Source organism: Brevibacillus fluminis, from assembly GCF_052072235.1.
In the GTDB taxonomy this organism is placed as follows: Bacteria; Bacillota; Bacilli; order Brevibacillales; family Brevibacillaceae; genus Brevibacillus_D; species Brevibacillus_D fluminis_A.
The window spans coordinates 3,876,521-3,892,511 of record NZ_CM125436.1 but is presented as its reverse complement, the minus strand read 5'-3'; the positions used below and the strand labels follow the sequence as shown (position 1 = coordinate 3,892,511).

General features: G+C 52.6%; 16 protein-coding genes and 2 tRNA genes. 14 read left to right on the top strand and 4 right to left on the bottom strand.

Features of this window, described 5'->3' with window-relative positions:
* Window positions 1-391 precede the first annotated feature (391 nt).
* The 8 genes from ACTID9_RS19360 (at window position 392) to ACTID9_RS19325 (ending at window position 7,105) form a co-directional block, all read left to right on the top strand.
* The gene (locus ACTID9_RS19360; protein WP_441066544.1) at window positions 392-916 is read left to right on the top strand and encodes a signal peptidase I; all 525 of its coding nucleotides are present in this window, start codon (window positions 392-394) and stop codon (window positions 914-916) included.
* Complete coding sequence (locus tag ACTID9_RS19355; protein WP_441066543.1) at window positions 913-2,190, top strand: TasA family protein; 1,278 nt, start codon at window positions 913-915, stop codon at window positions 2,188-2,190. The genes ACTID9_RS19360 and ACTID9_RS19355 overlap by 4 nt, the downstream gene beginning before the upstream one ends.
* 12 nt (window positions 2,191-2,202) lie before the next feature.
* Window positions 2,203-2,826 carry a hypothetical protein gene (locus ACTID9_RS19350; RefSeq protein WP_441066542.1) on the top strand — a complete coding sequence of 208 codons (624 nt, stop codon included), beginning with the start codon at window positions 2,203-2,205 and terminating at the stop codon, window positions 2,824-2,826.
* Between the two features lie 11 nt (window positions 2,827-2,837).
* Window positions 2,838-3,896, top strand: coding sequence for a hypothetical protein (locus tag ACTID9_RS19345; protein ID WP_441066541.1), 1,059 nt, complete (start codon window positions 2,838-2,840; stop codon window positions 3,894-3,896).
* 394 nt (window positions 3,897-4,290) lie between these two features.
* On the top strand, window positions 4,291-4,842 hold the full coding sequence (locus ACTID9_RS19340; RefSeq protein ID WP_441066540.1) for a signal peptidase I: 552 nt from the start codon (window positions 4,291-4,293) through the stop codon (window positions 4,840-4,842).
* Window positions 4,843-4,845: 3 nt separating this feature from the next.
* Window positions 4,846-5,388: a signal peptidase I SipW gene (gene sipW, locus ACTID9_RS19335; RefSeq protein ID WP_441066539.1), complete on the top strand. Its 543-nt coding sequence runs from the start codon at window positions 4,846-4,848 to the stop codon at window positions 5,386-5,388.
* Between the two features lie 112 nt (window positions 5,389-5,500).
* Window positions 5,501-6,238, top strand: coding sequence for a TasA family protein (locus tag ACTID9_RS19330; protein WP_441066538.1), 738 nt, complete (start codon window positions 5,501-5,503; stop codon window positions 6,236-6,238).
* A gap of 135 nt (window positions 6,239-6,373) precedes the next feature.
* Window positions 6,374-7,105 carry a TasA family protein gene (locus ACTID9_RS19325; RefSeq protein WP_441066537.1) on the top strand — a complete coding sequence of 244 codons (732 nt, stop codon included), beginning with the start codon at window positions 6,374-6,376 and terminating at the stop codon, window positions 7,103-7,105.
* Between the two features lie 84 nt (window positions 7,106-7,189).
* Here ACTID9_RS19325 and ACTID9_RS19320 read toward each other — a convergent pair whose 3' ends face one another.
* On the bottom strand, window positions 7,190-8,122 hold the full coding sequence (locus ACTID9_RS19320) for a manganese-dependent inorganic pyrophosphatase (RefSeq protein ID WP_441066536.1): 933 nt from the start codon (window positions 8,120-8,122) through the stop codon (window positions 7,190-7,192).
* Window positions 8,123-8,523: 401 nt separating this feature from the next.
* On the opposite strand from ACTID9_RS19320, the gene ACTID9_RS19315 reads away from it, so the two are divergent.
* The gene (locus ACTID9_RS19315; RefSeq protein WP_441066535.1) at window positions 8,524-10,041 is read left to right on the top strand and encodes a DUF4077 domain-containing protein; all 1,518 of its coding nucleotides are present in this window, start codon (window positions 8,524-8,526) and stop codon (window positions 10,039-10,041) included.
* Window positions 10,042-10,128: 87 nt separating this feature from the next.
* Here ACTID9_RS19315 and ACTID9_RS19310 read toward each other — a convergent pair whose 3' ends face one another.
* The 3 genes from ACTID9_RS19310 to ACTID9_RS19300 all read right to left on the bottom strand — a co-directional run bounded on the left by ACTID9_RS19310 (window position 10,129) and on the right by ACTID9_RS19300 (window position 11,168).
* Window positions 10,129-10,542 carry a hypothetical protein gene (locus tag ACTID9_RS19310; protein ID WP_441066534.1) on the bottom strand — a complete coding sequence of 138 codons (414 nt, stop codon included), beginning with the start codon at window positions 10,540-10,542 and terminating at the stop codon, window positions 10,129-10,131.
* Between the two features lie 448 nt (window positions 10,543-10,990).
* Window positions 10,991-11,066 (bottom strand) — tRNA-Val (locus ACTID9_RS19305).
* 25 nt (window positions 11,067-11,091) lie between these two features.
* Window positions 11,092-11,168 (bottom strand) — tRNA-Ile (locus ACTID9_RS19300).
* Window positions 11,169-11,332: 164 nt separating this feature from the next.
* Between ACTID9_RS19300 and ACTID9_RS19295 the strand changes: the two genes are divergently transcribed.
* The 5 genes from ACTID9_RS19295 (at window position 11,333) to ACTID9_RS19275 (ending at window position 15,928) form a co-directional block, all read left to right on the top strand.
* Entirely contained in the window at window positions 11,333-12,253 is a 921-nt protein-coding gene (locus ACTID9_RS19295) for a DMT family transporter (protein ID WP_441066533.1), read from the top strand.
* Between the two features lie 132 nt (window positions 12,254-12,385).
* Window positions 12,386-12,595, top strand: coding sequence for an acetyl-CoA carboxylase biotin carboxyl carrier protein subunit (locus tag ACTID9_RS19290; protein ID WP_441066532.1), 210 nt, complete (start codon window positions 12,386-12,388; stop codon window positions 12,593-12,595).
* Window positions 12,596-12,625: 30 nt separating this feature from the next.
* Window positions 12,626-13,534 carry a hydroxymethylglutaryl-CoA lyase gene (locus tag ACTID9_RS19285; RefSeq protein WP_441066531.1) on the top strand — a complete coding sequence of 303 codons (909 nt, stop codon included), beginning with the start codon at window positions 12,626-12,628 and terminating at the stop codon, window positions 13,532-13,534.
* A 21-nt stretch (window positions 13,535-13,555) separates the two neighbouring features.
* Complete coding sequence (locus tag ACTID9_RS19280) at window positions 13,556-14,335, top strand: enoyl-CoA hydratase (RefSeq protein ID WP_441066530.1); 780 nt, start codon at window positions 13,556-13,558, stop codon at window positions 14,333-14,335.
* A 60-nt stretch (window positions 14,336-14,395) separates the two neighbouring features.
* Entirely contained in the window at window positions 14,396-15,928 is a 1,533-nt protein-coding gene (locus ACTID9_RS19275) for an acyl-CoA carboxylase subunit beta (RefSeq protein ID WP_441066529.1), read from the top strand.
* The last annotated feature ends 63 nt before the right edge of the window (window positions 15,929-15,991 follow it).

Below are 15,991 nucleotides of genomic sequence, written 5' to 3'. Positions count from 1 at the left end.
GAGGGTACAAGGGATGCTTTCAAAAAGGTGCGACGGGTGCCATCGGCAATCTTTCAGCAGCGGTGAGTGGGGCACGTGGATTTGTCCCTATTGCGGGCTTGATCTTACAGACACGAAACCGGAAAAGACCGAGAAATCAGGCGGACATCTCTCAACAGCATATGATGTGCGGCACAACAAGCCGACATGTGATGAAAGCTCTGCGTAACAGCCGCAGAGCTTTTTTCCTGTTTATCGCTGCCGATGCAAGGGCGGATGGCGACTCATCCTTCAGTATGAGAGGGCAGCTGCATCAGGATGAGAGAATATCATCTTTTTACGTCGACAAGTCCTTCTCCTGATGGAAGAGAGAAATCGCGCTCATGATTACAATGAAGAAAAGGGGGCGGGCATGGTGAAGCAAACGCTGCTGCGTCAGATCATTTCAGGTGTGCTTCTCGTATTTGTACTGGTCAACCTGCTCTTTTATGCTAGCGCGAAATGGAATGCGGATCATATGCCCGGTGTGGCGAAATGGCGATTTTTGTCCGTGTTGACCGGAAGCATGGAGCCGACGCTGCAAGCGGGCGATCTGATCGTTGTCGAACGCTATGGGACAGCGGAACCACTGCCTGGGGAGATCGTCACGTTTTGGGAAGACCCGGCGCATCAATCGGTCGTTACGCATCGCATCGTGCAGCGATTACATAACGGTTATCTGCAGACGAAAGGAGATGCCAACGTGGTGAAGGATGGGGGATGGACCGCACCTGACCGTGTCGTCGGCAGAGTGGTCGCAGTCATTCCGCATGTGGCTGGCATCTATCACTTTTTGCAAACACCGGCCGTCCTGCTTTCGATGATCGCAGGATTGATCACAAGCGGCATTTATTCGCGGAGAAGGCTGAAGCAAACCAAAATGGGGGAAATCACATGAAGTGGATGGAAGAAGCAAGGAAGTGGCCGCTAAAACGGATCGCGTATGGCGCGGTGGTCATCTCAACGATCGCAGCCAGCTCCAGTTTTGGCACGTACGCGTATTTTACGGATACGAAAGAGGTAGGGGCTACGTTCGCGTCGGGTACGCTGCACATCGATTTGTCGGAAGAAAAAGCGGCGGAGGCCACCTTTGGCAGCGGGGAAACGGCGTTTATGCCAGGCTCGCGGTTGACGAAAGCGTTTGTCCTGAGCAACAAAAGCAGCTCGGCGGTCAAGTATGCGCTGCAAGCGGAGCCGGGCGAAGGCGGGGAGAACGCGGTCTATGATCAGCTGATCGTAGACATTCGCGAGGCAGGATCGGATGCGCTGCTCTACAGCGGAAAAGTAAAAAACTTGAGCCGCGCGAACGTGGTCATTTCCAACTTTGACAAAGATGCGCAGATGACGCTTGACTATACCGTCTCATTGCCGGAAAGCGCCGGAAACGATGTGATGGGGCTGACAAGCACGGTGGATTTCGGCTTTCTCGCCACGCAATCGACCAATAGCGATTATTTTGCACAGTCAGGACCGGTCATGACGTTGACACCGGAGCAATTTTCCGGCCAAGGACGAGGCGAAACGCTGGATCTGCTGGCAAAAGCGGTGGAGGGCACCACGTTTGTTTTGGGCGAGGGGGAGTACCATCTTCCTGCCAACCTGAAGCTTGGTCAAAATATCCGGCTGCAAGCGGATAAAGGGAAAGAAGGGAAAGTGAAGCTGTATTCGGACGGAGGAGCCGGCGATGCGATTTTGCGATTGGACAATGCCAGTGTCGACGGGCTTACGTTTATGGCGGGGGCAGAGACCGCGATTGAAGCCGGCTCACATGTGAACATCAGCCGCTGTGAATTTTCCGGCGATTTTGATACCGCGATTCGTGCAAAAGAGCAAGGGGAAGGAAGCGCGATCGTGGATGTGGCGATCAGTCAAAATGCATTTCTGAATAATCGCGTATCAATCGATGTGAGTGCGGATGCACAAGGCGTGGTCATTGACCAAAACCGTTTTGAACAGGCAGAGAAAGCCATCCATGTCAAAAACGAAAAGCATGTGGAACTGCAAGTGACACGCAACGATTTTGCCAAGGTTGGCGGTGTGCCGGTTGAAAGCGATGGTGTGCGGATCGGAGACGGGATCGCCGGTTTTTCCGAAACGGACGGCAAGCTGGCCTTGCATCTGCAGCATTTGGACATCTATCTGGCCGACAACCATTATCCAAAGGGCGAATAGGAGCTGGGACACTTGAAACTGCTTGAGAAATGCATGGGCAGCCTGCTGATTTTGGGCGTGACCGTCAGCGTCTGGCTCCACCCGGCGTCAACCTATTCGTGGGCGTGGCAAGAAGCGAAGAGCACGGGGCATGAATTCATAACCGGCGTGCTGGATTTGCAAGGAAGCCGCTTTGACGACAATTGGACCGTGATTTCCGGGGGGAACCAGTCGGTTGATTTGTCGAGGATGATTCCCGGTGATGCGCGGAGGCTGGATGTTACGCTTGCGAACGGTGCGAGCACGATCGATTTTGATTACAAGATTTGCGCAGTCTTGTCGGCGATCGACGCGGATGAAGCGCACCTCGCCATGGTCAATAAGCTGGAGAGCGTGATGATGGTGCGGGTTGAGCATGGGGACAAGGTCGTCTATGACGGAACACTGGCCGGGCTCAAGCCGCTGGCGCCGGGCGATACGCCGGTAGCCAATCCGACCGAGGATACGTTTCATGTCGGGGATGCGCAGCGGGAGTATCGAATCACCGTGTATTTGCCGCAGACAGGCGTGGGTGAGGGGTATCAGGGAGCGGCGGGCAATCTGACGATCCGGTTTCTGGCGAAGCAGCATACGCCGGATGCCATTTATGCAGAGTGAGGGGGAGGCGTATGAAAAAACTGATCGTTGCCTTTCCGCTGCTGTCTCTGTTGTTTGTGTCGGTGCCGATCCAAGGGACGCTTTCCTTTTTCACCGGGGAAAAAAACAAGCAGACGGAGCTGTCGATTGGCAAAAACGAGGATGTATTCCAGACCGCCACGACTGACATCGTGCTCGAGACGGACATTCATAAAACGATCAACATCACGCGGGAAAAGCATGCGAATGGAAGCGTGACGGAAACGCGTGACAGCGACCTTTCCCTCCAGGAGGGGGAGCAGACGATCACGTTTGCTCCGCAGCGGCCCGGACTGCTGTTGAAGCCGGAACAGCTGGAAGTGGAAGGGTGTTCATCTGTACGGATTGCGGCAGGCGCAGATGACAACACATTTACCATCACCCTTGACGCACATGGACATCAGAGCGAGACCAAAAAAGGGACGCTGCATGTGCGGGCGATGGACGGCTTTTATCATTTGCAAATCCCGATGGTATGCAAAGTGAAATACACCGAGAACACGGAAATCACGGTGATCGATCCGCCGCCTGCGCCGGAACCAGGCACGCCGCCGACCGGCCAGCCGGGTGAACCGGGGCCAGGCACGCCGCCGACCGGCCAGCCGGGTGAGCCGGGGCCAGGCACGCCGCCGACCGGACAGCCGGGTGAACCGGGGTCAGGCACGCCGTCGACTGGCCAGCCAGGGGAACCGGGGTCAGGCACGCCGTCCGATGGCCAGCCGAGCGAACCGGGAGCAGGCACGCCGTCCGATAATCAGCCGAGCGAACCGGGAGCAGGCACGCCGTCCGAGGGTCAGCCGAGCGAACCGGGAGCAGGTGCGCCGTCCGAGGGTCAGCCGAGCGAACCGGGAGCAGGCACGCCGTCCGATAATCAGCCGAGCGAACCGGGAGCAGGCACGCCATCCGATGGCAAACCGAGCGAACCGGGAGCAGGCACGCCGTCCGATGGCAAACCGAGCGAACCGGGAGCAGGCACGCCCTCCGATGGTCAGCCGAGCGATCCAGGAGCAGGCACGCCTTCACCGGATACGCCCGAGCCTTCGCCGACATAACCAACGTGACCGTCAGCAAATGGCCCACTGTCACGGCCGTTTGCCGATCATTCCATCAATAGCCTAGCGATGCACCGTCATCGTTAGGCTTTTTTTATTATTGGTAAACAATGCGATCGAAGAGTCGGCCTTCTCTCGGCTGGTTAATCGCCTCATTGTTCGTCACCAGCCAAGCGGAACCCGGGGTCATCCTTCAGTATGAGGGCGCTCGATGGCTCGGTATGACACGATTCGTTTTCAGGCGGAGCGAAATCGGGCGTGGAGGAGGAAGCGAGACCCATCTGTCGATACGGGCAAGTTCACTCTGACGCAGGAAGTTGGAACGCGCGAAAAACACTATCATGATAACTGTAAGCAGCCGCTAGAGCCGAGAGGAAAGTGAGGGGTAACGAATGTGCGCTACATAGGCAAAACGCTCTCGATCCTGACGACACTCCTCCTGATCCTGGTGATCGCGTTAAACGGCCTGGTGCTGGTAGGGAAAATGCGGGAGGGCAAAGCGGTTTTGCTGGGATACGAGCTGATGGTTGTGTTGAGCGGCTCGATGACACCCACCTTTGCCACAGGCAGCATCGTTGCGGTCAAGCCGGTACCGTTTCCGGACATCAAAAAAGGCGACATCATCACCTTCAAGAGCGATGCAGGCTATACGGTAACACACCGCGTCGTCGATACAAAAGACGGCCGGCTGGTGACCAAAGGTGACGCCAACCCGGAAAGCGACATGGCAACGGTCGCGCCCGACAAGGTGGTCGGGAGAGTATCCTTCTGGCTGCCCTACATGGGGTACCTCATCACATTTATGCAATCAAAACTGGGCATGTTTTTGTTCCTTGCGATCCCGGGCGTCTACCTGATCGGCTCGACCTTGGCCCGAATCAAAAAGCTGGCAATGGTCGAGGAAGAGAAGCGCAAAGGCATACGGCCTGCCCATAAGGAGGAGTAACTAATGAAAAAGTGGATCAGCACCATTGTCACCTGGATTCTCGCAATCATCCTGATCGTGACCGCCGCAGCGGTGATCATCTCGAAAGCATCAGGCGGCGAACCCAAATTATTCGGCCTCGAGCTGAAGGGCGTGCTTTCCGGCTCCATGGAACCAACCTTCATGACAGGCTCGATCATCGCAATCAAACCCGGTGGAGACATGACCCGCTTCCAAAAAGGCGATGTCATCACCTTCAAAGTGGATGATAAAACACTGATCACCCACAGAATCGTCGACGTGCTGAAAAATGGCAAAAACGTCTCGTATGTCACCAAAGGCGACAACAACGCCAAGCCGGACCCGACGCCAGTCCTGTCTGAAAATGTGGTCGGCGAATACATCGGCATCACGATCCCGAACTTGAGCTACCTGCTCGACTTTATCCGCTCCAAAGCTGGGGCCGTCATCCTGATGATCGTGCCAGGAATCTTCCTGCTCGGCTACTCCGTCCTGTCGATCCGCAAAGCGATCAACCAGCTGGAAAGCAAAACAGCCAATCAGTAAGCAAGAAACGATTCAATCCCTTGTTTGCAACTCCTTATGAACTTGAATCATAAGGGTTCAAAAAATATAAAAATACAGCCCATAAGTGGGCAAATCTGAGGAGGAATTATTCGTGAGTTTGAAAAAAGCATTGGGTATGGGTGTAGCAACTGCAGCGCTTGGCATGTCTTTGATCGGCGGAGGAACTTTCGCGGCCTTTACGGATACGGAAGATTTGCAAAACAGCTACGCAGCCGGTACGTTGAATCTGGAACTGCAAACGATGAAAGGCGGCGCACTCGGGACGAACGTCTTCTCCTCGACTTTGAAAAACCTGAAGCCTGGCGATAGCGTATCCCGTACCTTCAAGCTGGTTAATGCTGGTACCTTGTCCATCAAAGACGTGAAATTGCAAGCGACTTATCCGGACAAAGCGAGCGATAATTCGCCTAACTATATCGACGGCACGAACACAGCCAATCCAAACTACAGCAAGCTGGATGCGAAATACCGTGGGTCCGCGTTCAACAACACAGCTGACGAATTCGCTGATCAAATTTGGGTGCAAGTTTACGGCGGCGATCTGCCAAACGCCAACAAGCTCGTTTGGGAAGGCAAACTCAGCACGCTGAAAACGCTGTGGACTCCTGACATCACCGACAAAACCGCCAACAAGAGCCTGCCTGCCATTCCGGTTGATGACGATGGCGTAACCGTGAAACTGACCTTCAACGCTGACGCAGGGAACAAATTCCAAGGCGATATGCTCAAACAAATCAACTTCCAATTCGCGGCATCCCAGTTCAACGGCAAGCAGTTTAACGATGGCGACAACATCGACAACAGCAACGCAACACAAACCGATAACTAAGCAAGGAAATGGTAGAGGGGCTGCCGGGTGTTTCCTGGCAGCCTTTCCCTTCACGCTGAATCGCCATACATAACGATTTTCTCGCCTACAAGAAAAAACAATGTTTCCCCTCGCACGGGGAGAGGAGGATAAAGAATGAGTGTAAAAGCAAAGGTAACAATGGCCATCTTGGCCGCAGCAGCGGGGCTTTCGCTGGTGGGAGGAGGGACGTACGCGTCCTTTACCGACACGGAGTCCGCACAAGCTGAATTTGCCGCTGGAACGATTAACCTGCAGGTGAAAAAGCTGAACGGTGACACGCTGGCGACGAATCTGTTCGCATCCAAACTCGGCAACCTGAAGCCGGGCGACAGCGTGGAAAAGCTGTTCAAAATCACGAACGGCGGGACGCTTTCCATTCGGGATGTGTTCTTGAAGGCGACCTATACGGAGGGTGATTTTGTCGATGGCGCTGATCCACGTTCAGAAACGTTCGCCAAGTTGGACGCAAAAGCAAAAATAAAAAATACGGCGGATGAATTCGCCGATCAAATTGTTGTAGAAGTATTCGGCGGTGACATTTATCCATACAAGTCCGTTTGGAAAGGGACGTTAAAGGAACTGAACCAGGACGCTGTCATGTCCGGTGATATTACAGACCCGACCATCGGCCACAGCTTGCCGGCACTTCCGTGGGCGGACGCCGATCCGGTTCGGGTACGGCTCACGTTCAAGGATACGGCGAACAACAAGTTCCAGGGCGATGCGCTGCAAAAAATCAACTTCCAATTGATCGCGACACAGCATTTGGGCACCAATTTTGGCGATGGGGAAAATATCGAATGGTTCAACGGCTCACAGCTTGACGCGCCTAAGCCGCGTCCATAATCTTCCACGGATAATGAAAAAAGCTCGCATCACCTGCTGGTGTGCGAGCTTTTTTTGCGTGCGAAGCTTGCGAGGCCCGATGCCTTATTGTTGGCTGAACGTATCGGTCAAGACAGGAACGATTTGCTTCTTGCGGGAAACAACGCCTTTCAACACGGCTTTGTTGTTTTCGAGCGTTACGTTGTACGCTTTTTCCACGACATGTGCCGCGCGTCCGAGCGCAATCCCGACGGAATCGTTGTTCAGGATGTCGGTCACGACGAACAGGAACAGATCCAGGCCTTTTTCATCGATAATGCCGTTCAGCGCGGCTTCCAGCTCGTCTTGGCGACCCAGCACATCGTTTACGTCAACAGCGTTTACTTGCGCAATTTCCACTTTTGCATTGCCCATTGCGAATTCTTTGGAGTCCAGGGAGATCAGGTCCGCGATGGATTTGTCGCTCAGGTCGGCACCTGCTTTCAGCATTTCGAGACCGTATGCTTGCAGGTCAACGCCTGCGATGGCAGCCAGCTCATGTGCAGCATCCACATCTTGCTGTGTGCAAGTCGGGGATTTCAGCAGCAGCGTGTCGGAAATGATCGCGGACAGCATCAGGCCAGCGATTTCTTTTGTTACGGCAACGCCGTTTTCTTTGTACAGCTTGTTTAAGATGGTTGTCGTGCAGCCAACCGGCTCAGCGCGGTAGTAGAGCGGGTTGCTCGTTTCAAAGTTGGCGATGCGATGGTGGTCGATGACTTCTGTCACGCGTACGGAATCGATGTCGCTTACGCTTTGCTGACGCTCGTTATGGTCAACCAGGATGACTTCATTCACTTCATTTGCGACGGTTTCTACCAGACGTGGCGCTTTCGCTTGGAAATAGTCCAGCACAAATTGGGTTTCCCCGCTGATGCTGCCCAGGCGAACCGCTTCCACGTTTGCCCCCAGCTTCGTTTTCAGGTCCGCATAGACGAGAGCGGAGCAGATCGAGTCCGTATCCGGATTTTTGTGACCAAAAATAAGCGCTTTTTCCATTTGTCTGTTTACCCCTTTATCGTTTATTCTGATTTATCCGATAGGAATTATACAATTATAGCATAGAACTACCGCGATACCCACATTAAATTATAGCCACAATAGGAGGAGTTTCAAATGTTTTCTGCGCGGCTTTTCGCACGGACGCGTGAAGATTTGCGTGAAGCCCGCAATTTTTTGCGCGATGCAAGCCCCACGATCGCGCTAAGATGATACAAGACGATAAAACCGGGTGATGACTTCCGTTTACGGGTGGTCAGCACGAAATGAAACCCCACATTTTTTGTAGGGGTTTTTCAATCGCTCAACAAAAGAGGGAAGGAGGGTATTCATCTAGGAGGGGGCATGTAAAGGAAAACAGGTCTAAACGGCATGTAAATACAGATGACAGGGGATTGAGTATGATCGTCAATTTGGTAACAAAGATGAAAAACAGCTTTCTTGATCATTTGGAAAGTGACCATGGCAAAAATAAATTAATGCTGCTTATCTTTTTTATCGTCTATGTCTATGGAGAATGTAACGTATTAACCAGTACACCTTTCATGCATCCTGTAAATTTGGTTTTCTTTTCCTGCGCAACCGCGATTCTCACAGTGGGACTCATCCTCTTTCAACTGAAATCATTTCGATCTTCCTTCAAATATTTGATTTGCGCCTTAAACATCGCTTTCGCCATCGTTCAAATGTTGATTTTTAATGGTCTTCCGCCGGTTTTTGAAATCATTTACTTTACAATAGCCACTTCCGCCCTGTATTTGAATGGAAGGCTGGTATTATTCACCGGGCTTTCTTTGTGGCTGTTCGCCATTCTAGGCAATCACTATTGGCATGACATCTTTTTTCCGCAGCGTTTGGCAGAGATCGCCAATGTTTCGGAGGGCTTGATTCTGCAAACAACGTTCATTCTTTGGGGCGTAACCCAAATTGGTCATTATTTGACGAGATCCATGAAGCGGGAAAAGGAAGAAGCAACGCTGAAATCCGGAGAATTGCAAAGAGCATACAAGATGATCGACACTACGCTGAAAGAGCTTCTGGTAAATGTTGATACACTAAAAGAAAATGTCTTGATATCCTCCCAATCCTCGCAGGAAATCCAACTCGCGTTTAAGGAAATTGCGATGGGTGCGCAAAATCAAGCCGATAGCATCACGCAATCAGCCGAACAACTAAATGATATGGAAGAAATTTCGGCTGACATCCTGCAGAAAGTACAAACCGTTGCGGGAAATATTCATGAAAGTCTTGAATTGGGCACTTCAAGCAAAAAGCAAATTTCGTCGTTTGAAGACAATATGAATGAATTAACGAAAGTGGTCAATGAGACCGGAATTGTGGTTCGCAATTTTACCGAACAATCGATGAAGATCAACGAAATTGTGAAGCTCATAACGGATATCGCGGCGCAAACCAATCTTCTTGCGCTGAATGCAGCAATTGAAGCCGCAAGAGCAGGGGAGCAAGGCAGAGGATTTGCGATTGTCGCGGGTGAGGTACGTAAACTTGCCGAGAAATCACAGGAATCAGCTGAAAACATTCAAGTTATTTTGAACCGGTTTATCGGCCAGGCAGAACTGATTGAAGAAAAGATTTTGCGGGGCGAACACGTGCAGAAAGAAAACAGCAAAATCCTGGGGAAAATATTTTCAAACGTGGACACGCTTAGCTCGTTTCTCACCGAAATTCACGATGTCATGCAAACCATCGTACATCACCAGCAGCAGTTCAAAGAAAAAGCAACGCATATCGTGAGTGATATGGCGGTTGTGTCCACTGTTACGGAGCAAACCTCGGCGGCGACGGAACAAGTATTGGCAAGCGTTGAAGAGGAATCCAGCCGCATCCAGATTTCGGTGAGGGCATTGGAGCAAGTGAAAAGAACGATGGACGAGCTTGGCAGGCTAACCGCAAGATAGCAGGTTGAAAGGCTGTTTGGCTGGCGCGGGTTTTTCTCGGGCCAATCAAACAGCCGGTATAAGGACAACCGGGGTCTCCCTCCGCTTTTAGCGACGATCGCGAAAATTTCCATAGTCGATAAACACGATTTTCCCGTTAGGGTTAATCCGCAAGTTTTTGCGTTTTGGCTTGCCCGCTACCGTGACGACATCAAAAGGATAGATGCCGTATTTGCGCAGATTGACAGACACACGGTGAAGTTTTCTCCGGTATGAACGGGTGGCGGGGAATTGGTTCCGGTATCGTTTCATCATGATCCAGGAGTAATCCCGGTGGTAATCGAGAATTTTCCCCAGATGCCTCCTGACGTAACAGGGGGCTGTGCCGTAAAGATACACTTCCTTCCAATTGCAGCGCTTGCCATACTCCGATTTCGCCACTTTCAGCACATAGCCGTAGCCAATATCGTAGACGTTTCGATAGACACCCGACCCGATCGTTTTCCGAATATAGTTGTACATAGAATCATTGCGCCCCCACTGGTTGGTTGATGGTTCTATCATATTCAGCGAAAACAGCCATGTCCCCTATCAATTGCGTATTTTCTCCACGGAAATGAAACGGTAGAAAATAATAGCAGGCTGAAATTATTGGAGGAAAAGTCGGAAAAAACTGGATTGGACATCCGAGATATCAAGGAGAATGTCAAAGAACTGATTCAAGGTCAAGAAAGACAAGATCGTATCCTTGAAATGCTCTCTGTTAAATCCATTGAAACGGATTCATACAGTCGGGATTTTAAAAGAAAAATGTAGTGAAGCTCACTCATCCAAAGACGAGTGGGCTTTTATTTTTGACCGAAATAATTATTCTTGACCACAGGAGCATTTCTGGGGGGGAATAAATAATACCATGCATCAAGACAAAAAGAAAAACCCTTATATACCAAGGGTTACAGTTTGTTATGTATGGTGATCCGGACTGGGTTCGAACCAGCGACCCCCACCCTGTCAAGATGGTGCTCTCCCAACTGAGCTACCGGATCATAATGTTGTTAGTAAAACGGTTAATGGTGGGCCCTGTAGGACTCGAACCTACGACCAATCGGTTATGAGCCGACCGCTCTAACCAACTGAGCTAAGGGCCCGAAAAACAAGTTTTGCAGCAACGAAATTAAATATACCTTATTTTCTCAGCAATTTCAAGAGGAAAAGTAAAAATGTTTAATAAAACCAAAAACAAAACTTGATGCAATATTCTGATATGTATATAATTGGAAGCGCATCTGTAGGAAAATAAGGGAACGGGGAGATGGATGTGGCGTTCGCTTTTTTGCAATTGGCGTTATCGATGGCTTTTGTCGGGAGCAACATTCCGATCGGCAAAGCGATCGTGGAGGATGTGCCGGTCTTTTTGTTTTCGGAGCTGCGTTTTTTGATCGCGCTCCTGATCTTGCTGCCGCTTCTGCGGGCAAGGGGGGAATGGCGCGGGGCATGGCGGCTTCAGGAAGGCAAGACGATGTTTTGGCAGGCGTTTTTCGGCGTATTTCTGTTTTCGATCTGCATGCTCTACGGTGTCCAGCAAACGAGCGCCACATCAGCGGGGATTATCACGAGCACGGTGCCAGCGTGCATTGCGCTTTTCTCGTTTCTTCTATTAAAAGAGAAACTCAAGGCGAACCAGCTGGTTGCGATCGTGCTGTCGGTCGCAGGCATCGCGCTGATCACCTTGACCACAGGCGGTGGGGGACAGCAATCGCTGGCGGGCTTGTTCGGCAATTTGCTCGTGTTTCTCGCCGTCATCAGCGAGGCGCTGTTTACGATATTGGCCAAGCGGGTGTCGGGGCGCGTCACACCGTTTCAAATGACGGCTGTGATCAACACGATCAGCTTCGTCCTGTTTTTGCCGCTGGCGATTTACGATTTGACGAAAATTTCGCTTGCCGCAATTCCGACCTCCACTTGGCTGTTGATCGTGTATTATGCGATTACGGCGAGCGTGCTCTCATTTGTCCTTTGGTACCGGGGGGTGGCCAAAGTGCTGGCCTCAACCGCAGGATTGTTCACCGGCGTCATGCCGATCAGCGCAGCGGTCATCTCCGCGTTGTTTTTGCAGGAAGCGTTCACCTGGCTTCATGCGGCGGGAATGCTGCTCGTTCTGGCAGCGATCTGGACCGGAACGGTGAAGCGCAAAGAGCGGGGCATCGGATCGCACCAACTGAATCTGAAATGAAGCAGCCGTGTGCTGCTTTTTTTGCATCTGTTATTCTTGTAACTGTTTCCACTATAATAAAAAAGAAGAACATTCATTACTTTTGTATTGTTGAAAATGATTCATCGGTACAAACATGAGGAGGGCTGGACAATGCAGATCAAAGCGATTATGGCAGGAAACGTGTGGAAGGTACTGGTGAAGCCAGGCGATACGGTGGAGAGCGGACAAGATGTCGTGATTCTCGAATCCATGAAAATGGAAATCCCGATCACAGCTGAAGCGGGAGGAATCGTGAAAGCTGTGCATGTCAACGAAGGCGACTTTGCCAATGAGGAAGATGTGCTGGTTGAATTGGAGTAGTGCAACCTTGGAAAAAGGAGTTGTTCGTGCATGAAGGAACCTGCCGCAGTCGTCATTAAAGAAGTCGGGCCGCGCGATGGGTTGCAAAATGAACAGGTCACGATTGCGACAGAGGACAAAATCGCCTGGATCAACCAGCTGTCCAAGAGCGGGGTCACGCACATTGAAATTACCTCCTTTGTCAATCCCAGGTGGATCCCTGCATTAGCCGACGCGGTTGAAGTCGCGCTAGGCATCGACCGTGTGCCGGGCGTCACCTATTCCGCACTGGTTCCCAATGCGCGTGGTCTGGAACGGGCCTTGGCCGCCAACATCGATGAAGTGGCCGTGTTTCTGTCGGCCAGCGAGACGCACAACCGGAAAAACATCAACAAAACGATAGAAGACACACTGCCGATTTTACGGGAAGTCGCGACGGAAGCGCTGGCGGCCGGAAAAAAAATTCGCGGCTACGTCTCCACCGTATTTGGCTGCCCGTATGAAGGGCACGTAGCGACAGAGTCGGTGATCCGCATTACCGATGCGCTTCTGGACATGGGTGTCGGCGAAGTGTCCCTCGGTGATACGACCGGGATTGCCAACCCGCGTCAAGTTCAAGACGTGCTCGCGCTTTTGCTCGAACGTTTTTCGCACGACCAGCTGGCGATGCATTTCCACGATACGTATGGAAGCGGGCTGGCGAATGTGTACGCTTCATTGCAGATGGGGATGACCACGTTCGATGCTTCAACCGGCGGATTGGGCGGTTGCCCGTATGCGCCAGGGGCAGCGGGAAACATCGCGACAGATGATTTGCTGTACATGCTTCACGGGATGGGCATCCATACCGGCATCGACCATGGGCGATTGCTCGAGGCGGCGGCGTTTATCCAAGCCAAAATCGGCCGCCAACTGCCGAGCCGCAATCTGCAAGCTTATCTTTCCGGCAACAATTCGTAGCCATTCGTACGGGAGGTACAGATGGAACCATTGATACTGGTCGCAAAGCAAGAAGGAGTCGCAACGATTACGCTCAATCGTCCGGAAGCAGCCAATGCGCTTTCGGTGCAAATGCTAAAAGAGCTGCAGGCCGCAATCGATGAGCTGCGGTGGGAGCAAGCCATCCGTTCCGTCATCGTAACGGGCGCAGGCGAAAAAGCGTTTTGCGCAGGGGCTGATCTGAAGGAGCGCGCTGGCATGAATCCACAGCAGGTGAGACAAACCGTCGCGTTGATCCGTGACACGATACACGCATTGCAAACGCTTCCAAAGCCGGTGATCGCTGCGGTGAACGGTGTCGCATTCGGCGGCGGGACCGAGCTGGCATTAGCCTGCGATATTCGGATCGCTTCGAGCGCGGCGCGATTTGCACTGACGGAAACGTCGCTCGGCATCATTCCGGGCGCTGGCGGGACGCAGCGGCTGCCGCGACTGATCGGACCGGGGCGTGCGAAAGAGCTGATTTTTTCCGCGCGAAGGGTAGAGGCGGAAGAGGCGCTGCAAATCGGGCTGGTCGAGTACGTCGTTCCAGCGGATGCGCTGACGGAGCGGGCACAGGAGCTTGCGGGCCGCATTGCCCAAAACGCACCGATCGCACTGGCGCAAGCCAAGTTCGCTATCGATCAAGGATTGGAAACGAGCCTTGCCAACGGGCTTGCGATCGAGCAAAAAGCGTATGAAGTGACGATTCCGACCCGCGATCGCGAGGAAGGGCTGCTCGCTTTTCGCGAAAAGAGGGCGCCGCGCTATACCGGCGAATAACATGTGGTACGGAATGTGAGCAGTTGATAAATACGAGGCGAAAACGAGGGGTTGATTCACATGAAAGCAGATGAACGCAGCTTTTCGGAACGAGTGGAGCGGATCAAGCAAGGCGGCGGACAAAAGTATCATCAAAAAAATGCGGAGCAGGGCAAACTGTTTGCGCGCGACCGTCTTCGCCTGTTGTTTGATGCCGGCTTCGAACTGGAGGATGGCTTGTTCGCCAACAATTTGGCGGATGATTTACCGGCAGACGGCGTGATTACGGCGATCGGCAAAATCCACGGGCAAACGGTATGCGTCATGGCCAACGATTCGACGGTCAAAGCCGGATCATGGGGCTCCCGCACGGTGGAGAAAATTATCCGGATTCAGGAAACGGCAGAAAAATTGCGCGTGCCGCTTTTGTACCTGGTTGACTCCGCAGGCGCACGTATCACCGATCAAATCGAAATGTTCCCGGGCCGCCGCGGTGCAGGACGCATTTTTTACAATCAAGTGAAGCTGTCCGGACAAATTCCGCAAATTTGCTTGCTCTTTGGGCCATCGGCCGCGGGCGGTGCATATATCCCGGCTTTTTGCGACATCGTGATCATGGTGGACGGCAATGCCTCCATGTATCTCGGCTCGCCGCGGATGGCGGAGATGGTGATCGGCGAAAAAGTGGAGCTTGAGGAAATGGGCGGAGCGCGGATGCATTGCTCGGTTTCAGGCTGCGGCGACGTGCTGGCCAAAAACGAGGAAGAAGCGATCTCTATGGCGCGCGATTATTTGTCCTACTTCCCGGCCAATTTTGCCGAAAAGCCACCTGTGCGTGAAGCAATTGCCCCTAAGCAATTCGCCAAAACGATCGAGGAGCTGATCCCGGCGAATCAGAACGTTCCTTTTAATATGCACGATCTGATTGAGCGTTTGGTCGACGAGGGTTCGTTCTTTGAAATCAAAAAATTGTTCGCCGCCGAGCTGGTCACTGGCCTTGCGCGTTTGAATGGTTCCCCGATCGGGATCATCGCCAATCAGCCGCGTGTCAAAGGCGGCGTGCTGTTCCATGATTCTGCAGATAAGGCGGCCCGCTTTATTACGCTGTGCGACGCATTCCATATCCCGCTTTTGTTCCTGGCCGATGTGCCAGGTTTCATGATCGGAACCAAAGTCGAGCGCGCAGGCATCATCCGCCACGGGGCAAAAATGATTTCGGCGATGTCGGAGGCGACTGTGCCGAAAATCTCGATCATCGTGCGCAAAGCCTATGGCGCAGGGTTGTACGCGATGGCCGGCCCTGCATTCGAACCGGATTGCTGCCTGGCGCTGCCGGGCGCCCAGATCGCGGTCATGGGGCCGGAAGCGGCGGTGAATGCGGTCTATGCCAACAAAATCGCCGAGCTGCCGGAAGAAGAGCGCGCTGCGTTTATCCAGCAAAAACGCGAGGAGTACCGCCAGGACATCGATATTTACCGTCTGGCCTCCGAGCTGGTCATTGACGGCATTGTGCAGCCGAATTCGCTGCGTGACGAGCTGATCAAGCGCTTTGCGGCATACAGCACCAAACACTTGCCGTTCTCGACGCGCAAACACCCGGTGTATCCGGTCTAAGCTTGTAACACGAAACGTCCAACGCGCCAGTGAGCGGGTTGGACGTTTTTTGATAAGCTGAAC

Coding starts and splice junctions, on each gene's coding strand:
- ACTID9_RS19360 (WP_441066544.1), top strand. CDS start 392: ATGGTGAAGCAAACGCTGCTGCGTCAGATCATTTCAGGTGTGCTTCTC.
- ACTID9_RS19355 (WP_441066543.1), top strand. CDS start 913: ATGAAGTGGATGGAAGAAGCAAGGAAGTGGCCGCTAAAACGGATCGCG.
- ACTID9_RS19345 (WP_441066541.1), top strand. CDS start 2,838: ATGAAAAAACTGATCGTTGCCTTTCCGCTGCTGTCTCTGTTGTTTGTG.
- sipW (WP_441066539.1), top strand. CDS start 4,846: ATGAAAAAGTGGATCAGCACCATTGTCACCTGGATTCTCGCAATCATC.
- ACTID9_RS19325 (WP_441066537.1), top strand. CDS start 6,374: ATGAGTGTAAAAGCAAAGGTAACAATGGCCATCTTGGCCGCAGCAGCG.
- ACTID9_RS19320 (WP_441066536.1), bottom strand. CDS start 8,122: ATGGAAAAAGCGCTTATTTTTGGTCACAAAAATCCGGATACGGACTCG.
- ACTID9_RS19315 (WP_441066535.1), top strand. CDS start 8,524: ATGATCGTCAATTTGGTAACAAAGATGAAAAACAGCTTTCTTGATCAT.
- ACTID9_RS19310 (WP_441066534.1), bottom strand. CDS start 10,542: ATGTACAACTATATTCGGAAAACGATCGGGTCGGGTGTCTATCGAAAC.
- ACTID9_RS19295 (WP_441066533.1), top strand. CDS start 11,333: ATGGATGTGGCGTTCGCTTTTTTGCAATTGGCGTTATCGATGGCTTTT.
- ACTID9_RS19290 (WP_441066532.1), top strand. CDS start 12,386: ATGCAGATCAAAGCGATTATGGCAGGAAACGTGTGGAAGGTACTGGTG.
- ACTID9_RS19285 (WP_441066531.1), top strand. CDS start 12,626: ATGAAGGAACCTGCCGCAGTCGTCATTAAAGAAGTCGGGCCGCGCGAT.
- ACTID9_RS19280 (WP_441066530.1), top strand. CDS start 13,556: ATGGAACCATTGATACTGGTCGCAAAGCAAGAAGGAGTCGCAACGATT.
- ACTID9_RS19275 (WP_441066529.1), top strand. CDS start 14,396: ATGAAAGCAGATGAACGCAGCTTTTCGGAACGAGTGGAGCGGATCAAG.